This window comes from Mesoplasma seiffertii ATCC 49495 (genome assembly GCF_000518725.1).
GTDB classification, from domain to species: domain Bacteria; phylum Bacillota_I; class Bacilli_A; order Mycoplasmatales; family Mycoplasmataceae; genus Tullyiplasma; species Tullyiplasma seiffertii.
Map to the genome: position 1 here is coordinate 35,749 of NZ_JAED01000007.1, position 20,461 is coordinate 56,209.

Consider the following 20,461-nt stretch of genomic DNA (forward strand, 5'->3'; position numbering starts at 1 on the left):
CTATAAGTTATATAATCATTAAGAAAGTCAAAATATAGAGGGAAGATATTATGAGAAAAAAAGTTATTTTTGGAAATTGAAAAATGAATGGAACAAATGCTGCAGTTAAAGAATTTTTAGCAGCAGTTGATGCTAATGCAAATAACTCTGAAGTTGTTGCAGGATTAGGATTACCCTTTACAGCTTTAGCTACAGGAATCGCTAATGCTAAAAATGTAAAGATTGCTGCACAAAATGTTCACTTTGAAAAAAATGGAGCATTTACTGGAGAAGTTTCAATTGCAATGTTACAAGAAATTGGAGTAGAATATGTAATTATTGGGCACTCAGAAAGACGCGAAATGTTTAATGAAACTGATGCAACAGTTAACGCAAAAGCAAAAGCAATTTTAGCCGCTAATATGACACCATTAGTATGTTGTGGAGAAACACTAGCAACTAAAGAAGCTGGGAAAACAATTGAATGAGTTAATGGGCAAATCAAAGCTGCTTACGAAGGAATCTCAGCTGTTGATGCAATTAAAACAATTATTGCTTATGAGCCAATTTGAGCAATCGGAACAGGGAAAACTGCAACTAGTCAAGATGCTGAAGAAGTATGTAAAGCAATTCGTGAAAATTTAGCAAAAATTTATGATCAAGCAACAGCTGATGAAATTACAATTCAATATGGGGGATCAGTAAAACCTGACAACATTAAAGAATTAATGTCAATGCCAAACATTGATGGAGCTTTAGTTGGTGGAGCATCATTATTAGCAAACGATTATTTAGCATTAGTTAACTACAATAAATAATCTAGTTAGGAAAACTTTAATGAATGATATTAAATTACTAGTATTAGATATGGACGGAACTAGTTACTTCAAAATGGGAGAAATTGTTCCTGATAATATTAATCCAATTAAAAAGGCTCAAGACCAAGGAGTTGGGGTAATGTTTGTAACTGGCCGTCCAGTATTAGCAAAACAAAATAATTTAGAAGGTCATGGTTTAGTGCGCAATCATGCAATTATTGCCGGATGTAATGGAGCATGTATTTATGATTTGCAAACACAAAAAGTTTTAGCTTCTAATCCAATTGATACTGAAGCAGCAAAGTTTGTTTATGAATTAGCTAGTCAACCAGAATTTGAGGGAACTCAAATTTGGGGTTACATTGATGATTTGCAAACAGTTGTAGTTAAGCATCGTAATGACAAAATGTATTTTGGTGAAGCAGAATTTTTTGATGGGACAATTCATCAATATGATGAAGTTGCTGATAACTTTAATTTTAAATTTTTTAAGTTGTTAGCATTAGGAGCTAAACCAGGATTTATTCAAGCCTTAAGAGAACAAACTAATTTGGAAATTGCTTCAGGAGATGAAATTGTTGCTGAAATCAATGCTCCAGGGATTAATAAACGTTTTGCTTTAGATTGATTTAGTGAATATTTAAATATTCCAGTGGACAACATGATGGCAGTTGGAGATGGAATGAATGATTATTCAATGATTAAACATGCCGGAATTGGAGTTGCAATGTCAAATTCAGTTTCAGCTGTTAAAGAAATTGCCGATGTATATGTTGATGTTCATGGGCATGATGGTGCAGTTAAACATATTATTGAAAAATATATTTTAAAATAGAAGAGAGAAATACAATGCAAGTAAAAAAACCCGTAATCTTAGCAATCTTAGATGGATGAGGAATTGAATCTCAAACACCGGGAAATGCTATTGCCAATGCTGATATGAAATTTGTTAAAGAAATGTTAGCAAAATATCCGCATGTTCAAGCTCATGCTTCAGGAGAATGAGTTGGACTACCAGAAGGTCAAATGGGAAATTCTGAAGTCGGACACATTCATTTAGGAGCAGGAAGAATCAATTTTGAATCACTAGCAAAATTAAATAATGAAGTAAAAACTAATAACATTGCTGCAAATCCAGAATTTGTTGCAGCCTTTAAATATGCTCAAACTAATAATGGAGCATTACACTTAATGGGATTATTTTCAGATGGTGGAGTTCATGCACACATGAATCACATGATTGCAATATACCAAGCAGCAGTTGCTTTTGGATTAACTAATATTAAATTTGATTTAATTACTGATGGGCGCGATACTGCTCCAACAGTTGTTAAAGAATATGTTGGAAAATTATTAAATGTAATTAAAGCAAATAATGGGATTGGAGTAATTTCTTCAATCAATGGACGTTATTACGCAATGGACCGTGATAAACGTTTCGAACGTAGTGCTGAAGCTTATAAAGCAATCGTAACTCGTGATAATATTAAATCATTTACTGACCCAATCGCTTATATTGAATCACAATATGCATTAGGTAAAGATGATGAAATGATTGATCCCGCATTTAACAGTAATGATATTGATGGACAGTTGAAAGCAGGAGATGCGATGATCTTTACTAACTTCCGTCCTGATCGTGCAATTCAAATGGCATCAATTATGACAAATCCTGGATATGATGCTTGAAATGATGAAGCATTTGCAGCATTACCATTTATTGGTAATTCAATTCACTTTGTTTCAACAATGAAATATGCTGATTCAGTTATATCACCGTTTATTGCTTATCCACCACATCCATTAGATAATACTTTAGGACAATATATTTCTAAATTGGGATTAAAACAATTACGTATTGCTGAAACTGAAAAAATTGCTCATGTTACATTCTTTTTTGATGGGGGAAATGATTACTTTAAAAATGGAATTGCTGCTCCAGAAGAAGTGACTTTGCCAGGAGCAAGTATTGATTTAATTGCTTCTCCAAAAGTAGCAACTTATGATTTAAAACCAGAAATGGCGGCAGTTGAAATTACTGATAAGTTATTAGAAGAAGTGGCAACAAATGAATTTGATTTAATTGTTTTAAACTTTGCCAACTGTGACATGGTAGGACATACCGGAAACAATGAAGCTACTGTTGAAGCAGTTAAAGTTTTAGATACTCAACTAAAACGTATTCATGATGAATTTGTTTTAAAACATAATGGAGTAATGGTAATTACAGCTGACCATGGTAATGCTGAAATCATGTTAGACGCTCAAGGTGGACCTAACAAAAAACATACAACATCTTTAGTACCAATTATTGTAACTGATTCAACAATTGAATTAATTCAAGAAGATGCTGCAATTGCAAAAGTTGCACCGACAATTTTAGAAATTATGGGATTAGAAATTCCAGTCGAAATGACACAACCGTCAATGATTAAAAAATAAAATTAACTAATAAAAATACTCATGATCTTTCATGAGTATTTTTATTGCAAAATCCTAAAGATTATTCAGGAATTAGGTTATCACAAGTACCGGTCTCAACTAATTGTTGAAGATTAGCAAAAGAAACTTCTGCCATATTTTTGACAGCTTCATCAGTTAAGTATGCAATATGAGGAGTTATTAAAATACGTGGATAAAGATCAATAACCTCATCTAAAACTGGACTTATTTCTTTTAACTGGTCACTGCTGAAATTTTTATGAATTAGACGTTCTTCATAATCAAAGACGTCAGCGGCATATCCTCACAATTTATTGGTTTTTATACTTTCGCAAATAGCTTCAAGATCAACTAAATTTTTACGAGCAACGTTAATTAAAGTTGCCCCATCTTTCATTTTACTGATTAGTTTGTTATCAACAAATTTATCATTTTGGCCTTTGATATAAGGAATATGAATTGACACCAAATCTGACTTTGCTAGTAGCGTATCTAAATCGGTATAAATTAAATATTCTTTAGATTTATCATTTTCATAGATATCGTATCCTAAAACATTGGCTCCAACACTAGATCAATATTTTGCAGTTTCATAACCAATTTTTCCAGTTCCAATAATTCCGATTGTTGAATTTTTAAATTCTTTTGCCAACATTGCTTTATCAATTTTAAAGTTTCGATTAGCAGTTTGATTGCAAATATAAGCAGTCTTTCTTAACATTGAAACTCCAGTTGCAAATCCAAGGGAAGCAACAGCTGTTGGTGAATAAGCTGGAACTCGACCAATTGTATAGCCAAGATTTTTAGCCGCTTCCAAATCAATATGGTCAAATCCCGCTGTTCGAGTAACAATATATTTAACGCCTTTGTCTTTAAATATTTGTAAGTTTCTAGCACTAGCATCACAATTTACAAATAAAATAATTGCGTCAAGACCTTCAGGAAGATCATTAGCATTTTCGTCAGTTAATAATTCCGATCTAAAGATTAATTCATTGTTGTAAGGCTTATTAGCTTTTGTAAAAATTGGAATTTCTGATTCAATGATTCCATAACATAGTATTTTCATATTATCTCCTTTGTTTGTACATTAAAATATTACTTCCAAATAATTAATCAAGGATTAAGGACAATAGTTTTTGAATTTCAAACACTAAATAGTTTTTAAAATAAGATTTTTAGTAAATAAAATATTATTTAAGGTTAAAAAAGCATAAGATATTAATAACCAAGGAAGGTGAAAAACAATGAAAAATTTTCAATTATTAACTAATCAACAAAAAACAGTAACATTAAAAGAACTTACAGGAGATAAGGGAATTGTGATTTTCTTTTACCCAAAAGCAAAAACTGGATTATGTTCTTTAGAAGTTCAACAGTATCAAAAACATCTAGCTGTTTTTGAAAGTTTAGGGTTTAATGTTATCGGTGTTAGCCAAGATGAAGCAAATTACAACAATGAATTTTGTGGAGAATTTGCCCTAGAATATCCATTAATTTCTGATCAAAATCAAGAGCTAATTAAAGCCTTTAATTTATCAAGTGAAGTTATTGATTTAAATGGTGAACCATTTGAAAAATTTGAACGTTCATCATTTGTGTTAAATAATAAATTAGAAATTATTAAAGAGTTTAGAAATGTTGAACCGACCCAACATGTTCGTGAAATTATTGAGTTTATTGAAACTTTGTAATTAATAATAAAGATTTAACTTAACCAACTTGTTTGGTTATTTTTTGTTTAAAAATTTTTTAGTGGTTTTTTAAGCAATTTCCAAGTTATAATAAATTAAGAAAGAAAGAGGTGATATTTTATGGCATCAAGTCCTTTACCGGTTTCCGATAGTCCGGAGTCCCGTACCAGTCTAAATAAATTATTGAGTGAAGCTATAAATTATCTATTGTCTTTCATAACTCTAAATAATTTTTAATTTCGTTCAATTCTTAATAAATACAAGGAGAGAAAATGATTAAAAATAAATCAAAAAGAACTCCCGATAAAATCAAAAATGTTTTTCCAAATGAGAAAGTATTACACAACTTTTCAACTCTAGATCAAACTCAAATTTTAAAAGAGTTTAATTTAGTTAACTTTGGATTAACTAATGAAGAGTATAAAAATCGCTTGGAAAAATATGGTAAGAATGAATTAGATAAATCACGTTTCAGCTGATTTTCAGAATTTATGAAAGCTTTTTTTGGACCATTCAACATTATCTTAATGCTAATTTTGGCATTTAATGTTGTTAGTTTTTCAACTGGAAATTTTGGAACTGAAGAAGGTGGACCAGAAATTTTTGATTATATCGGAGTAGTTATTATTGCTACAATGATTATTAGTAGTGGGACTATGTCACTAGTCCAATCAGCAAAAAGTTTTTTTATTACTAAAAAACTAGGAAATATTGTCAATAATAAGGCAACTATTATTCGTCATCAAAACGATGATGATTTACTAACTTATACAACTGTTAGTCAAACAAACCAATTAGGATTAATTAAATTGGGAGAAGAAATTGATGTTCGTGAATTAGTTCCCGGAGATTTAATTTATTTATCAAGTGGAGATATGGTACCAGCTGATGTGCGAATTGTTCGTTCAACAGACTTATTTATTAACCAGTCTTCGTTAACTGGAGAATCAATGCCAGTTGAAAAACATGCAAATAATTCTATTGATACAGAAAACATTTTAGATTTAGAAAATATCTGCTTTACAGGAACTAGTGTGATTTCAGGATCAGCAATTGCAATTGTAGTTGGAACTGGATCAAATACTTATTTCTCAACAATTAGTAAATCAATTATGGAAAAACGCCCGGTATCTTCTTTTGAAAAAGGGGTAAAAAATGTTACTAGAATGTTAATCATTTTTATGTTGATTATGATTCCAATTGTTTTAACAATTAATGGAATTACTTGAACTTTAAATGGAAAAGACGCTAGTGATGCGTGAGTTACTGCAACTTTATTTGCTGCTTCAGTAGCAGTTGGATTGACTCCAGAAATGTTACCAATGATTGTAACTACTAACTTGGCAAGCGGGGCGGCACGTATGGCCAAAAACAAAGTTGTTGTTAAAAAACTTGAATCAATTCAGTCATTAGGATCAATTGATATTTTATGTACTGATAAAACTGGAACTTTAACAAACGATAAAATTGAGTTAATTGATTTTGTCACTACTGATAAAAAACGTGATGAACGTTTATTGAAACTGTTATACATCAATAGTTATTTCCAAACAGGATTAAAAAATCCGATGGATAAAGCGGTTATTGATTACATTTCTAACAATAGTCAAATTAGTTCAAACTTTTTAGATTCAGTAACTAAAATTGATGAAATTCCATTTGACTTTAACCGTCGTAAGTTAACAATTGTTTTTAAAACTGATGAAGTTGGAACTACAATGGTAACTAAAGGATCAGTTGAAGAAGTAATTGATTCATGTACAAAGGTTTATTATCAAGGAAAAGTTGTTGAATTAGATGATGATTTAAAACGCCAAATGTTAGCTTATAATGATTCAATAAATGAAGAAGGAAAACGTTTATTAGGAATAGCTTATAAAGATATTACTGATGGTAAATCTACTTTTAAAGTTGAAGATGAAGCAGACCTAATTTTCTTTGGATTTGCGTCATTCTTAGATACTCCAAAACCATCAGCTAAAAAAATGATCAAGTTACTTGATAAATATGGAGTTCAGCTAAAAATCTTAACTGGAGATAATGAACACATTACTCGTTCAATTTGTAAAATGGTTGATTTAAAAATTACTGGATTAGTAACTGGAAAAGAAATTGACGAAGCTAATGAAGTTCAATTACGTCGAATGGTTGAAGAGAATAATATTTTTGTTAAATTAAATCCACTACAAAAAGTTAAGATCATTAAAGTTCTAAAACAAAATGATCATATTGTAGGATTTATGGGAGATGGAATTAACGATGCTCCAGTACTTCGTCAATCAGATGTTGCTATTTCAGTAAACAACGCAACAGATATTGCCAAAGATGCTTCTGATATTATTTTGTTAGAAAAGTCATTATTAGTTTTAGAAAAAGGAATTGTTCAAGGACGTACAATCTTTGGAAACATTCTTAAATATATGAAGATTACAACTGCTTCAAATTTTGGAAATGTATTATCAATGTTAATTGTAGCGCCATTGCTAGCCTTTTCACCAATGGAACCAATTCAGTTATTGTTCCAAAACTTATTGTATGACCTATCACAATTTGCGATTGCATTAGATAGAGTTGATGATACTTTTGTGGCAAAACCTCAACGCTGGAATGCCAAATCATTAGTACCATTTACTTTAATTAATGGACCAGTAAGCTCTGTTTTTGACTTACTAACATTCGTAATTGCTGGATTCGGATTAGGATATATTCCAGATTACAACAATGCTGCTAATGCTGCTAATTCAGAATTAATGGCTCAAGCAAAAGCACAATTTAATGCTTCATGATTCGTAGTTGGATTGTTAACACAAGCATGAGTAGTTCAAATTATGCGTACTGAAAAAATTCCGTTTATTCAATCACGTGCGCCATGACCAGTGATGCTATCAACAGGAGTTGTTACTGGTTGTGCATTTATATTTGCCTTTACTCCAGCAGCAACATTACTGAAAATGCAATCACCACCACTATGATACGCACCAATCGTTTTAGGTATCTTATTAGGATATGTAGGACTAGCACAAGCTGTCAAAGTAGGGTATATCAAAATTTATCACAGCTGATTATAAAATAGAAAGCAGGTTTCACACCTTGCTTTTTTGCTTTATAATATAACTAACTATGGAGGTAGTAAAATGAGATTGAATAATATTATTATCAAATCTACTCCGTTGTATTATTTTTTTGACTGTGTGGATTATCTAGCAAAAAAACTTTGATTGGAAGGTAACACTGGAAGTGTTACAGCAATCTTAGATTATGAAGATATCTATCCTTATTTTGAAGATCATTACAATAGCAAAGAGTATAAGTTAGGTTATGAGGTACCTAATTTAAGTGACCAGTATATTTTGGTTACCGGGAACAATATTCCTTTAAGAAATTTACAAAAGTTTAAATTTAAAATTCATAAAATGATTGGAATTATTCGTATTAATTATAAAGGAGATGGCTATAAAATTTTATGAGGGTTTAAAGACAATGAAGTTGAACCAACTCGTTATTTAGAATTACATTTGAAAGCACATAATCATGCCATTTCTAAAAATGAAATGCATCGAATTGTTACACATGCGCATCCAACTAACTTAATTATGAAAACAATGACTGATCATATGAATGATGAAAAAGTTTTGTCTTATGATTTTTGAGATGCAATGCCACACATTATGGAATTTATGCCACAAGGTGTAGGTTTAGTTGACAAGTATTTTTCAAAAGAATCATGAGATAGTGTGGCTGAACAATTTTTAACTAAGGATTTAATAGTTTTAAAACACCATGGATTAATGGCAGCAGCAAAAGACTTTGATGAAATTATTGGAGTTTATGAAATTATTGACAAAGCTGCAAATATTTCAATGAAAGTTCGTAAAGAACCATGAGCCTACACACCAGAATTTTTAGCCGAACGAGCAAAAAACTCTAACTGAGATATAAGTCCAGAAATTCTTGCTGTTGGTCATCAACCAAAACCTAAAGAGTAGGAAAAAAATATGGAAACAATTATTCTTAAAGATTTATTGGCAACAAAAACTTTTGCTGCTAAGATTGCCCAAGAATTTAAAGACTCTAAAAGATTTGAATATCTTTTATTGAGCGGAGGTTTGGGGGCTGGTAAAACAACTTTTTCAAAATTTTTGTTAGCTGAGTTAGGCGTTACTGAAAGAGTTACTTCACCAACTTTTGTGATCATGAATCAGTATCAAGGCAATAATAATTTGAAAATTAATCATGTGGATGCTTATCGTCTAACTAACGATGCTGAATTAGAAATGTATTTAGAAGAATTTGAGGATGCTTTGAATATTATTGAATGATATGAAAACTTAAGTTTAGATTTGAATGCTGTAAAGTATTTAAAAATTGATATTCAAATGATTGATGAAAATAGCCGTAAAGTTATTTTAGAAAGGAATTAGATTATGAATTTGTTTATAGATACAACAAATTGAAGTTTAATTTATTTATTAGAAAAAGATAATCAAATCATTGCAAGTTACGAAAAACGTGAAATTAAAAAAATTTCTGATATTGCTGTTGAAGAACTAAAACTTTTTTTAGCAAATCAAAAGTTAAATATTCGTGATATTAAGAATATTTATGTAACTACAGGGCCAGGAAGTTATACTGGGGTAAGAATTGGTTTGGCAGTAGCTAAAACGCTAAAAGCGTTAAATAATGATTATAATGTTTTTGTGGCGAACTCTTTGATGTTTCAAGCAGGCGATCAAGCCGCAATTTCGTTATTGGATGCTCGAGGGAATAAAAGTTATTTAGGAGTTTATGAAAACTCTCAACCTTTAATTTCTGAAACAGTGATCGAAAATGACCAAATACCATTATTGGTTCAACAATATCCAAATATGAAGATTATCAAAGATTATGAAGATATTTCATTTAGCGAAAACTATTTGAAGTTGAAAACTAAATTTAAAGAAATTAAAAATCTTGCTGACTTAAACCCAGTATATATTAAAAGTTTTATTTAAGTAGAAAAGGGGAATAAGCATGGAACTAACAACTAATAAACATCAAAAACTATGAGCTTATTTACCCGTAGCAATTCTTTTTATATTTTCTTTAACAGTATTCATAGGTGCAACTTTTTTTGACCAAATAATTAGTGCTTTTTTTGCTAAAGGAATTGAATATGAAGCTGTTAAATGATGAATCGGAGTTTTTGATGAATTTGGATTATTTCAACCAATTGTCTTAATGTTTATTCCAATTTCAGTAATCTTAGAAACAAGAGTCTATTACAAAAAAATGCGTAGCAAGAAAAAACAACAATCGTATCAATCTTGAATTGGTATTTGATATGGATGTTTTTTTCTAATTTGATTTAGCGTTTCTGCAATAGCTTTATGATTAATTTATGGTACTAACATGGATATGGGTGCTGGTCCAGGAATTGATCCTAAAATTATGGGAACATGAATCTATCGATTTACAGGACGAGCAATTGCTTTGGGAACAATCTCAATTGTAATGATTAGTGTAATGATTTATTTACGAGTAGGTTTTAGTAAACGTCGAGATGTTTTAGCAGGAGAATATTGAGTTGATAGTATTAAAATTATTGTGATAGTTGTAACTCTTTTTGTTCTAACTTTTTTGATTAAACAAACTACAGGAAGACCATTTTATTACAATACAATATTTGATAATGAAGTTAAAGATAAGTTAATAGAATTAATGCAAGAAAATGGAATTGGTAATGCTCAAGAAATTTTAGAAAAAAATTCTGATCGCTGATCGCAAGCAACTTACTTGCCATGATACAAAATTAATGGAAACTTTTTCAAAAACTTTAAATATTGAGGACCTTGAGGAAATCATCTAGCAGGACCAAATCATTGAGGAGATCGAGATTTTCCTTCGGGACATACGGTTTCAATGTTTTCTCTAATTTCATTAATGGTCTATTTTGTTGGAAAAAATAAACCGAAAATGAGTTTAATAAAATACTTTTTTATAAGTTTTTGACTCTTAAATTTAGTAGCAATGAATTTTATGTTAGTTGTTTATCGTTTTCATTGAGTCACTGATACAACATTTTCAGTAATGTTAGGAATTGTTGTATTGTTTACAGTTAATAAACTTATTGATAAGTCAATTCGTAAGCCAATTGTGAAACATGGACATAAGAATGATAATTTGGTCTCATCAATTTTAGTAGAATTTAAAAAAGATAAAGCTTATTTATATGTAATAACTTATGGGAAACCACATTTAGTTAAACGATTTAAGCCACATTTGAAAGTACGTCGTGGAGCACCGCGAGTAATTATGGCAAAGATTGTTAAATACTCAAATGATAAATACAAATTAGGTCACGATAAAATTCAGTTCACATATTTTAATGAGACTTTTAAGGACCATCAATATAAAGAATGAATTAACGAATTTAAGAAAATTACGTTTGTCTAATGAGGGATAATTAGTTTTAATAAAAAATTAGATTAAAGACAGAATATGATAAAATAAAATTGCTTATATATTAAGCAATTTTTTTAAATATCGAGGTGTCTATGAAGACAATTATTATAGGTGGAGCTGCTACCGGAATGGGAGTTGCAGCAAAGTTGAGACGCTTGGATCCAGCAATGGAGATAGTCGTAATTCAAAAAGAAGATTATGTATCATTAGGAGCTTGTGGAATTCCATATTATATTGGGAATCATTTTGAAAATGCACAAACTTTAATTGCTCGAACTGTTGAAAAATTTAAGGAACAAAAAGTTGAAGTTATAATTAATACTGTTGTTGAATCAGTTGATTTTAAAAATAAGAAAGTTCAATATAATGGAAGTTTTCAAACTTATGATAACTTGGTTATTGCCACAGGAGCAAAACCAATTATTCCGCCAATTAAAAACATTAACGGTAAGAATATTTTTACAGTAAGTACTAAACAAGATGGTGAAATCATCAAAGATAAATTGCAGTCAACAAAAAACGTGTTGGTAGTTGGTTCAGGATTAATTGGTTTAGAAATGATTGAGAATATCAAACATGCTAGCAAAGAAATTAATATTTCAGTAATTGAAAAAGCTGAACGAGTTGTGAAAAATTTATTTGATAAGGAATTTACTGATGCTATTGAATCTAAAATGGTTGAAAAAGGTATCAACTTAATTAAAGACAATGAAGTAGTTGAATTTGTATTAAACGAAAATAACGAAGTCCAACAAGCTATTTTAAAATCTGGAGAAACAATCACTTGTGATTTGGTAGTTTTAGCAATTGGATTTACTCCGAACACAGGTTTTTTAGAAAACTCTGGGTTAGAAATGAATTCTCGTGGATCAATTATTGTTGATGAATATTGCCAAACAAACTTTGCAAATGTTTATGCTGGTGGAGATTGTGCACAAACTTTTGGTTTTTTATACAACGACCCAAAAATTTTATATTTAGCAACAATTGCTAATAAGCATGCGAAGATTATTGCTAATAATATTTATCAACCAAAGTCAGCAAAATTTGTAGGTTCTTTGGGAACAGCAATCGTTCGTTTTTTTGATTTAGAATTAGCTCGAAGTGGGGAAACTAAAGAGTTTTTAGAGGCTAATAAAATTTTAACAAAGAGTGTATTAATAAGTGACAAAGATCATACTAACTATGTTGAGAATCAAAATGATTTAGTCTTAAAAATTATGGTTGATCAAGAAACTAACCAAATTGTTAATGTGCAAATTTTAGGTAAGGATAAATCTGTGATGAGAATTTATGGGTTGATTGGATTAATGTGAGCAAAAGCACCAATTGATGAGTATCTAGAGCAAATTGACTTGCCATATTCACCACCATTTTCAAGAACAACAGATATTATTCAAATTGCAATAAGTAAGTTAGTTTAATCAAGAACTAGAAAAGGAATTAAATATGATAATGAGCGGTTTTAGAGAAACCTTTTTGGAAGGTTTTTTAAGTATCAGTATGTGACAATCATTCTTAACGATTTTTATTTTCTTTGGAGTAATGGGAGGATTCTATTACGGATTAAGAAAAATCAAAATTAAGTTTGTATATCGAGTGTTAATCGGAATGAGTTTAGGTTTAACAGCGGGAATAATTATTCAAGCGATAATTGGTTTTCCGGTTGGAGAATGATTTGCTCACAGCGGAGAAGCAGTATGAGCTAAGGTTGATGGTAATTGAGTCAATTTATCAGGGTACTATATAAATGATGGTGATAAATTAGTTCATATTACTTCAACCAATATGGAACAAATTTCTCAAAATTGAAACTTAGTTTTAAATTCACTAGGAGATCAAGTTTTTCAAGGAGTTCAATCATGAAATGTTGACCTTAAAAATGGTATTAAATGAGTTGGAGAATTTAATATCTGAGCTAGCATGTTAAAACAAGTTTTTATTAACGGAATTTTATTAATCACAATTCCTGTTGTTTTCATTGCAATTTTCAGAGTTGTAGCGAAACCGGGTTCTAATCGTTTAGGAAGTATATCAGCTAAGGGAATAGCTATTTTGCTATTGTTTGTAGCAATTGCATTTACAATTACTTTTTGAATTGGTTATTTCCTAAATATTGGAGGGAAATTAAATTTTGATAATCAAGTAGGAAGTTCAGGAAGAACTGATTCTAAACCATTACCAGAAATTATTTGAGGTTACTTGCCATCTAACATTATTGCTACATTTTCAGGAGTAGCAATTATTCCAGTAATTGTTTTGGCCGCTTTGTTTGGGCAAGCAACAAAATATGTTCGTAAGAAACATCCTGAATCAATGGATAATTTAAATAATTTTATGGATCGTAGTTGAGATATTATTATGTCAATCTTAATGACTTTCTTAAAAATTATGCCGTTGGCAGTAATGTCAATGTTTGCAACAGCAATTACAACTAGACCGATTGGAGCCTTACAGTCAATTGGAATGATCTTATTAGTAGGTTATTTAGGTTTAATCATAATGTTAGGTGTTATGACTTTTGTATTGTTTGTTAATAAAGTTAATATCAAAGTTTGATGAAAGCACGCTTGAAAACCACTTGTACAAGGATTTTCAACACAATCATCAAATGCAACGTTACCAGTTACAATAGATACTTTGACAAACGAGATGAAAATCAAACCCGAAGTAGCCAGTGTGGTAGCTTCAATTTCAACATCAATGGGACTAGTAGCATGTGCTGGAGTTCAGGCGGGGTTAATTACTTCAGTACTATATACAGGTTCAGTTTCAGTTGCTGCTGATATGAATTTATTTGCATTCTTTATTTTAGCGTTGTTTACAACAGTTGTAGCCAGCATTGGAATTGCCGGAATTCCTGGAACAGCAACTGTGGTTACTTCTGCAGTTTTAAATGGAATGGGATTTGGAATTTACTTTGCTCCAGTTTATGCAATCTTTGGAGCAATTGATGGATTGTTTGATATGGGAAGAACAGCTACTAATGTTACTGGAGGAGTCTTTGCTTCAACGTTGGTTGCCAAAAATGAAAATATGTTTGAAGAAGACACGGAATTAATTACTAAAGAACAATACTCTAAAAAGCAAGCAAAACTTCTAAAACGCCAAGAAAATAAAGCAAATAAAAAAACTCAACAAACTGCAAAAAGATAATTTTTTAAGGTTTAAAAATCAGAGTAATTTTAAAGATGGCTTGCCATCTTTTTTTGTTGCAAGACTTTAATGGAATTCAAAGTCTCTTCCAAAGGGTTAGCCTCTTTAGTAAAATCAAATTTTTATTTGTAGTTTGGTCTCTTAAACAACTTAATGCATAAAAAAATAAAGAATGACATAAAGCAGTTTTTATTAAAACTAAAATTATGTATAATATTAAAGTATTGATGGGTCAATACTCAAGTTGGTGAAGAGGTCACCCTGCTAAGGTGATAGGTCGGTTTCCGGCGCAAGAGTTCGAGTCTCTTTTGACCCGCCAGTTTAAAAATAACAAGGTGCTTATTTTAAGCACTTTTTTATATTATTGGTGGGTAAATCTATATATAATTATATAAGACAAGAAATAGGGTGAATCATAATGGAAAAAGAAGCAAATTTTAAAACGAAGTTTAAAAAGTTCTTTCGCCGATTAATGTTTTGAAAACCAATTGATGATTCTCTACAATCAGGATATTTTGACAGTATTTTGAATTCTTTGTTAGTTTTAAATAAATCAGAAAAGAAAAAGGTTTTGACAATTATTGAAAAACATAATGTTCAAAATTTATTGTTCTATACTGATTTACGTAATATTCCGAATATTTTAAATCAAGGAATTAGAATGCTTAAAGACATTAATCTTCAAGAAGAAGAAGCATATTATGTATGAAGTTATTTACAACACGATGATTCAATTGACCTTGAATTTGATTTATCAACTCGAGGAAATTTCTGAAAATGAACTAGTGATATTAACTTCAATCCTAAAAAGATGGCAGTAATCGGAATTGACCCAGATGTTTTAAATCGCTTAACAGAACGGGACTGAATTTTTGATCAATCAGCAAACTTAGTTAATATTACTGAAAACATTCAACCCGAAGCAATCAGCTGAGTTATGGTTAGAGATGAAACAGCATACAATAAGTTAAAAACTTTCATTAAAGATGAAGATCTTAAAATTGATATTTATTTAGGAAATGAAGGTTTAGTAAGAAAAGGAATAGGAGACCATAACAATGGCAAAACAATTAGATAAAATTACCCCAAGAGCGATTGACTTTTCTCAGTGATATACTGATACTGTGTTAAATGCTAAACTTGTAGAATATGGGCCAGTTAAAGGAACAACAATTTTTCGTCCTTATGGATATGCAATTTGAGAATTAATGCAAAAATATTTAGACACAGAATTTAAAAAGATTGGTGTGCAAAATGTTTATTTCCCGTTATTAATTCCGCAATCATTATTTAATAAAGAAAAAGATCACATTGAAGGATTTTCTCCAGAAATTGCAACAGTAACTCGTGTCGGAGATAAAGAATTAGAAGAACCACTATATATTCGCCCAACAAGTGAAGTTTTAATGGCTAACTTTTTTCAAAATGAAGTTCGTTCATACCGTGACTTACCATTAATTTATAATCAATGAGTTAATGTAATGCGTTGAGAAAAAACTACTCGACCATTTTTAAGAACTTCTGAATTTTTGTGACAAGAAGGGCATACTGTTCATAATAATCCGGCTGAAGCTAAAAAACTAACTTTAAAAATTTTAGACATCTATGCAAGATTTGCTAGAGAAATTTTGTTGCTTCCAGTCGTAACTGGGCGTAAAACCGAAAAAGAAAAATTTGCTGGAGCTCAAGAAACATATACAATTGAATCTCTAATGCATGATGGGCAAGCTTTACAATGTGGAACTTCACATTACTTTGGTGATAATTTTTCTAAAGTTTATGATATTAAATTTCAAAATAAAGAGGGTAAACTAGAAAATGCTTACTCAACTTCATGAGGAGTTTCAACTCGTTTAATTGGAGCAATTATTATGACTCACTCTGATGATAATGGTTTAGTCTTGCCAAGTGCAATTTCGCCAGTTCAAGTTCGTTTGATTCAAATTAAGGATACTGAAGAAGTAAATGCTGCGACAATTCAAATTCAAGAGCAATTAAAAGATTTAAGAGTAGATATTGATAAAACCGACAAATCATTTGGCTTTAAAATTTCTGAAGCGGAAATTAAAGGAATTCCTGTACGTATTGAAATTGGACCTCGTGATTTGGAAAACGGTCAGGTAACCATCTCACGTCGAGATACAAGAGAAAAATTAACAGTAGCATTAAAAGATGTAGCTACGACTGTTGAAACAATGATTTCTGATTATGATAGAGCATTATATTCAAATGCATTAGCAAATCGTAAGGCAAGAACTTCAACTGCTTCAACACTTGAAGAATATGTTGAAAAGTTACAAAGCAATCAAGGATTTGTGTTAGTGCCATTTTGTGGTCGTGTAGAATGTGAAACAGAAGTTAAACAAAAGACATCATCAAATTCACGTTGTATTCCATTTGATGTTGAACAACAATGTGCGAAATGTTTTAACTGTGGAATGGATTCAACATTAAAAGTTTATTTTGCAAGAGCATATTAAAATAAAACTTTAAGAAAGTAGGTGGTTAAGATGGCAAAGAAATTTTATGCTGTAAAGCGAGGATATAAAACTGGTGTTTTTGAAACATGAGATGAATGTTTTAAAAATGTAAATGGATATTCTGGAGCAATTTATAAGTCTTTTACAAATCCCAAAGATGCTTGAGACTTTTTAAGAAAGCCCAAACCTTTACCGTCTACAAATTCGTCTTCTTCAAAAACTGTAGCCTCGCAACCACAAATTCTTGGTTTAGAAGATTTAGTTTCAGCAGTGGCGTATACTGATGGTAGTTATAATACTGAAGAACAAACTTATTCATATGGAGCAGCAATTATGTGGCAAGGGAAAACTTACACTTTTTCACAAAGGTTTAATAATAAAGCCTTGGCAGCGATGAGAAATGTTGCTGGTGAATTGGAAGGTGCCAAAAAAGCTATGGAATTTGCTCGGGATCATAAAATTCAATATTTGACATTGTTTCATGATTACCAAGGAATTGCTGCTTGGGCGTTAGGAACTTGAAAAGCAAATCTTGAGGGAACAAAAAATTACCAAAAATTTTATCAAGAAATTTCTAAGACAGTAAATGTTACTTTTAAATGAGTTAAAGGACATAGTGGTGATTATGGTAATGAACTTGCTGATCAATTAGCTGCAAATGCAACTGAAGAATTGTACGAAGGAGAACTATAATATGCGTGAATTTCAATTACAAATGGTTGATGGAAAAGAATTAACAACTTATGAATGAACTGAAGTAAAAAACCCTGTCGCGGTGATTCAATTAGTTCATGGTTCAGCAGAACGTGCAATTCGCTATGATGATTTTGCTAAACGTATGAATGAGCAAGGTATTATTGTTGTTGCTGAAGATCATCGTGGGCATGGAAAAACTGCTGTTTTAGAAAATCAAGAGTTAGGATTTTTTGCAAAAAAAGATGGTTGAAATTTGATTGTTGATGACCTAAAAGTTGTTAATGCCTATATTAAACGAAATTGACAGGGGTTACCAATTTTTATGTTGGGTCACTCAATGGGAAGTTTTATGGCGAGAACTTATGCGATTAAATATTCCGAATCAATTACTGGATTAATTTTGTCGGGAACAGCAGAAATGCCAAAACCTTTAATTAAATTGGCTAAAGATTTGTCAACAGTTGAAATGTTATTTAAAGGGTCTAAGCACCCAGCCAAATTTATTTGAAACATGAGTTATCGAAATTTAAATAAAAATTGAGATAGTGAAATTAGTAATGGTAGTGAATGACAGTGTCAAGATCCTACAATTCAAGGGTGATTTGTAAATGATGAACTATGTGGTCAAGTCTTTAGTACTTCAGCATTCCGTGATATGTTTAAAGGAATGTTATTTAATTCAAAAACAAAGAATATTAAATATATGCGTAACGATTTACCAATTTTAATAATTTCAGGAGAAGAAGATGTTGTTGGAGATTTTGGAAAAACTCCAGAAAAGTTACATAATAAATTAACAAGTTTAGGTTATGATAGTGAACTAATTATTTATCCTAAATTACGTCACGAAATTTTATTTGAATTAGAAAAAAATCTTGTAGAGCAAGATATCTTGAAGTTTATCAATCAAAATAAAGAAAATCATTTTTAGAAGGAGTTAAAATGGATAAATCGAAAATAAGGAATTTTAGTATTATTGCCCATATTGATCATGGTAAGTCAACTTTGGCTGATCGAATTTTAGAATTAACAAAAACGGTCACTAAGCGTGAAATGCAAGAACAACTATTAGATTCAATGGATATTGAGCGTGAACGTGGAATTACAATTAAACTAAATTCGGTGCAATTAGAATATAAAGCAAAAGATGGGCAAGAATATGTTTTTCATTTAATTGATACTCCTGGCCACGTAGATTTTAGCTATGAAGTTTCAAGAAGTTTAGCTGCTTGTGAAGGGGCAATTTTAGTAGTTGATGCAACTCAAGGAGTTGAAGCTCAAACTTTGGCTAATGTTTACTTAGCAATTGATAATAATTTAGAGATTATTCCAGTAATTAATAAAATTGACTTGGCGAGTGCTGATGTTGACCGTGTTAAAGAACAAATTGAAGAAATCATTGGACTAGATTGTAGTGATGCTCCGTTAATTTCAGCAAAAACTGGATTAAACATTGAAGATGTTTTAGAAGCAATCGTTAATAAAATTCCTGCTCCTAGTGATGCTGATGATCAAGCACCGTTAAGAGCCCTAATTTTTGACAGTTATTATGATAAATATTTGGGTGTCGTAATGTCAATTCGAGTACGTGAAGGGGTTATTAAGGTTGGAGATAAACTTCGTTTAATGGCAACAGGAGCTGAATATGAGGTAACTGAGGTTGGGGTGAAAACTCCAAAAATTGTCAAAACTGGAAGTTTAGAAGCAGGAGAAGTTGGGTGAATTGCAGCATCAATTAAAACAATTAAAGATATTAACGTTGGAGATACAATCACAAACGCTGCTAATCCGGCTCTTGAACCATTAGCAGGTTATAAAAAAATGAAACCAATGGTCTACTGTGGAATTTATCCAGTCGATACAAATAAGTATCAAGATTTTAAAGAAGCCCTGGAAAAAATTGAGTTATCAGATTCTTCACTTGTATATGAACCAGAAACTTCACAAGCATTAGGTTTTGGTTTTCGTTGTGGATTTTTAGGGTTACTCCACATGGAAGTAATTCAAGAACGTTTAGAACGAGAATATAATTTAAATTTAATCGCAACAGCACCATCAGTAATTTATAAAGTCTTTTTAACTAATGGAGAAGATATCGTTATTGATAATCCGGCTAAGCTACCAGACCCGCAAAAAATCTTGAGAATTGAAGAACCATTTGTTAATGTAAAAATTACTACTCCTGAAGAGTACATTGGAGATTTAATGAATTTATGTCAAACAAAAATGGGAGTTTACAAAGACCTAGAATTTATTGACAATCAGCGTCGTGTCTTAGTTTATGATATGCCATTAGCAGAAATTATTTTTGATTTCTTTAATAAATTAAAATCAATCTCTCGTGGATATGCATCATTTGAATACGAGTTAATTGGCTACAAAGAATCAAAATTAGTAAAAATGGATATTTTACTTAATGGAGATATGGTTGACGCGTTTTCAATGATTGTAAACACTAAGTTTGCCTATAATCGTGGTTCGCAGTTAACAAAAAAATTGAAAGAGCTTATTCCGCGTCAAAACTTTGAAGTTCCAATTCAAGCAGCAATTGGAAATAAAATTGTGGCTCGTGAAACAATTAAAGCTTATCGTAAAGATGTTATTTGAAAACTACATGCAGCCGATATTTCACGTAAGAAAAAGCTTTTTGAAAAACAAAAAGAAGGTAAAAAACGTATGAAAGAAATTGGGTCTGTAGAAGTACCCCAAGAGGCATTTATTGCGGTTTTAAAATTAGACGATTAAAAGCGGATCA

Annotated in this window: 17 protein-coding genes and 1 tRNA gene; 17 read left to right on the forward strand and 1 reads right to left on the reverse strand. The window is 30.9% G+C overall.

Annotated elements, in window-relative coordinates:
• Positions 1-50 precede the first annotated feature (50 nt).
• The 3 genes from tpiA to gpmI are packed head-to-tail and all read left to right on the forward strand — an operon-like array spanning position 51 to position 3,239.
• The gene (gene tpiA / locus L872_RS0100275) at positions 51-797 is read left to right on the forward strand and encodes a triose-phosphate isomerase (RefSeq protein WP_027062919.1); all 747 of its coding nucleotides are present in this window, start codon (positions 51-53) and stop codon (positions 795-797) included.
• A gap of 19 nt (positions 798-816) precedes the next feature.
• On the forward strand, positions 817-1,632 hold the full coding sequence (locus L872_RS0100280; RefSeq protein WP_027062920.1) for a Cof-type HAD-IIB family hydrolase: 816 nt from the start codon (positions 817-819) through the stop codon (positions 1,630-1,632).
• Positions 1,633-1,646: 14 nt separating this feature from the next.
• Positions 1,647-3,239 carry a 2,3-bisphosphoglycerate-independent phosphoglycerate mutase gene (gpmI, locus tag L872_RS0100285; RefSeq protein ID WP_027062921.1) on the forward strand — a complete coding sequence of 531 codons (1,593 nt, stop codon included), beginning with the start codon at positions 1,647-1,649 and terminating at the stop codon, positions 3,237-3,239.
• Between the two features lie 61 nt (positions 3,240-3,300).
• Here the strand turns inward: gpmI and L872_RS0100290 are convergent, their stop codons facing one another.
• Complete coding sequence (locus L872_RS0100290; protein ID WP_027062922.1) at positions 3,301-4,308, reverse strand: NAD(P)-dependent oxidoreductase; 1,008 nt, start codon at positions 4,306-4,308, stop codon at positions 3,301-3,303.
• 178 nt (positions 4,309-4,486) lie between these two features.
• On the opposite strand from L872_RS0100290, the gene L872_RS0100295 reads away from it, so the two are divergent.
• The 14 genes from L872_RS0100295 to lepA all read left to right on the forward strand — a co-directional run bounded on the left by L872_RS0100295 (position 4,487) and on the right by lepA (position 20,451).
• A complete protein-coding gene (locus L872_RS0100295) occupies positions 4,487-4,933 on the forward strand; it encodes a peroxiredoxin (RefSeq protein ID WP_027062923.1) in 447 nt (148 codons plus the stop codon).
• A gap of 272 nt (positions 4,934-5,205) precedes the next feature.
• A complete protein-coding gene (mgtA, locus tag L872_RS0100300; protein ID WP_027062924.1) occupies positions 5,206-8,001 on the forward strand; it encodes a magnesium-translocating P-type ATPase in 2,796 nt (931 codons plus the stop codon).
• Positions 8,002-8,067: 66 nt separating this feature from the next.
• Positions 8,068-8,919 carry a class II aldolase/adducin family protein gene (locus L872_RS0100305; protein WP_027062925.1) on the forward strand — a complete coding sequence of 284 codons (852 nt, stop codon included), beginning with the start codon at positions 8,068-8,070 and terminating at the stop codon, positions 8,917-8,919.
• A gap of 9 nt (positions 8,920-8,928) precedes the next feature.
• Positions 8,929-9,354, forward strand: a complete 426-nt coding sequence (gene tsaE / locus L872_RS0100310; RefSeq protein WP_027062926.1) for a tRNA (adenosine(37)-N6)-threonylcarbamoyltransferase complex ATPase subunit type 1 TsaE — start codon at positions 8,929-8,931, stop codon at positions 9,352-9,354.
• A gap of 3 nt (positions 9,355-9,357) precedes the next feature.
• Positions 9,358-9,924 (forward strand): tRNA (adenosine(37)-N6)-threonylcarbamoyltransferase complex dimerization subunit type 1 TsaB, encoded by a 567-nt coding sequence (gene tsaB, locus L872_RS0100315; RefSeq protein ID WP_027062927.1) that lies wholly within the window; start codon positions 9,358-9,360, stop codon positions 9,922-9,924.
• A gap of 19 nt (positions 9,925-9,943) precedes the next feature.
• On the forward strand, positions 9,944-11,365 hold the full coding sequence (locus tag L872_RS0100320; RefSeq protein WP_027062928.1) for a phosphatase PAP2 family protein: 1,422 nt from the start codon (positions 9,944-9,946) through the stop codon (positions 11,363-11,365).
• Between the two features lie 101 nt (positions 11,366-11,466).
• Positions 11,467-12,798, forward strand: coding sequence for an FAD-dependent oxidoreductase (locus L872_RS0100325; protein ID WP_027062929.1), 1,332 nt, complete (start codon positions 11,467-11,469; stop codon positions 12,796-12,798).
• Between the two features lie 31 nt (positions 12,799-12,829).
• Entirely contained in the window at positions 12,830-14,530 is a 1,701-nt protein-coding gene (locus L872_RS0100330) for a dicarboxylate/amino acid:cation symporter (RefSeq protein ID WP_027062930.1), read from the forward strand.
• 229 nt (positions 14,531-14,759) lie between these two features.
• A tRNA-Ser gene (locus tag L872_RS0100335) sits at positions 14,760-14,849 on the forward strand.
• A gap of 99 nt (positions 14,850-14,948) precedes the next feature.
• On the forward strand, positions 14,949-15,608 hold the full coding sequence (locus tag L872_RS0100340; RefSeq protein ID WP_036268772.1) for a hypothetical protein: 660 nt from the start codon (positions 14,949-14,951) through the stop codon (positions 15,606-15,608).
• Positions 15,589-17,010, forward strand: a complete 1,422-nt coding sequence (gene proS / locus L872_RS0100345; protein WP_027062932.1) for a proline--tRNA ligase — start codon at positions 15,589-15,591, stop codon at positions 17,008-17,010. Before L872_RS0100340 ends, proS begins: the two co-directional genes overlap by 20 nt.
• Positions 17,011-17,040: 30 nt before the next feature.
• Positions 17,041-17,703, forward strand: a complete 663-nt coding sequence (locus L872_RS0100350) for a ribonuclease H1 domain-containing protein (RefSeq protein WP_027062933.1) — start codon at positions 17,041-17,043, stop codon at positions 17,701-17,703.
• A 1-nt stretch (position 17,704) separates the two neighbouring features.
• Positions 17,705-18,637: an alpha/beta fold hydrolase gene (locus L872_RS0100355; protein ID WP_027062934.1), complete on the forward strand. Its 933-nt coding sequence runs from the start codon at positions 17,705-17,707 to the stop codon at positions 18,635-18,637.
• Between the two features lie 11 nt (positions 18,638-18,648).
• Positions 18,649-20,451 carry a translation elongation factor 4 gene (gene lepA, locus L872_RS0100360; RefSeq protein WP_027062935.1) on the forward strand — a complete coding sequence of 601 codons (1,803 nt, stop codon included), beginning with the start codon at positions 18,649-18,651 and terminating at the stop codon, positions 20,449-20,451.
• Positions 20,452-20,461: the final 10 nt, after the last annotated feature.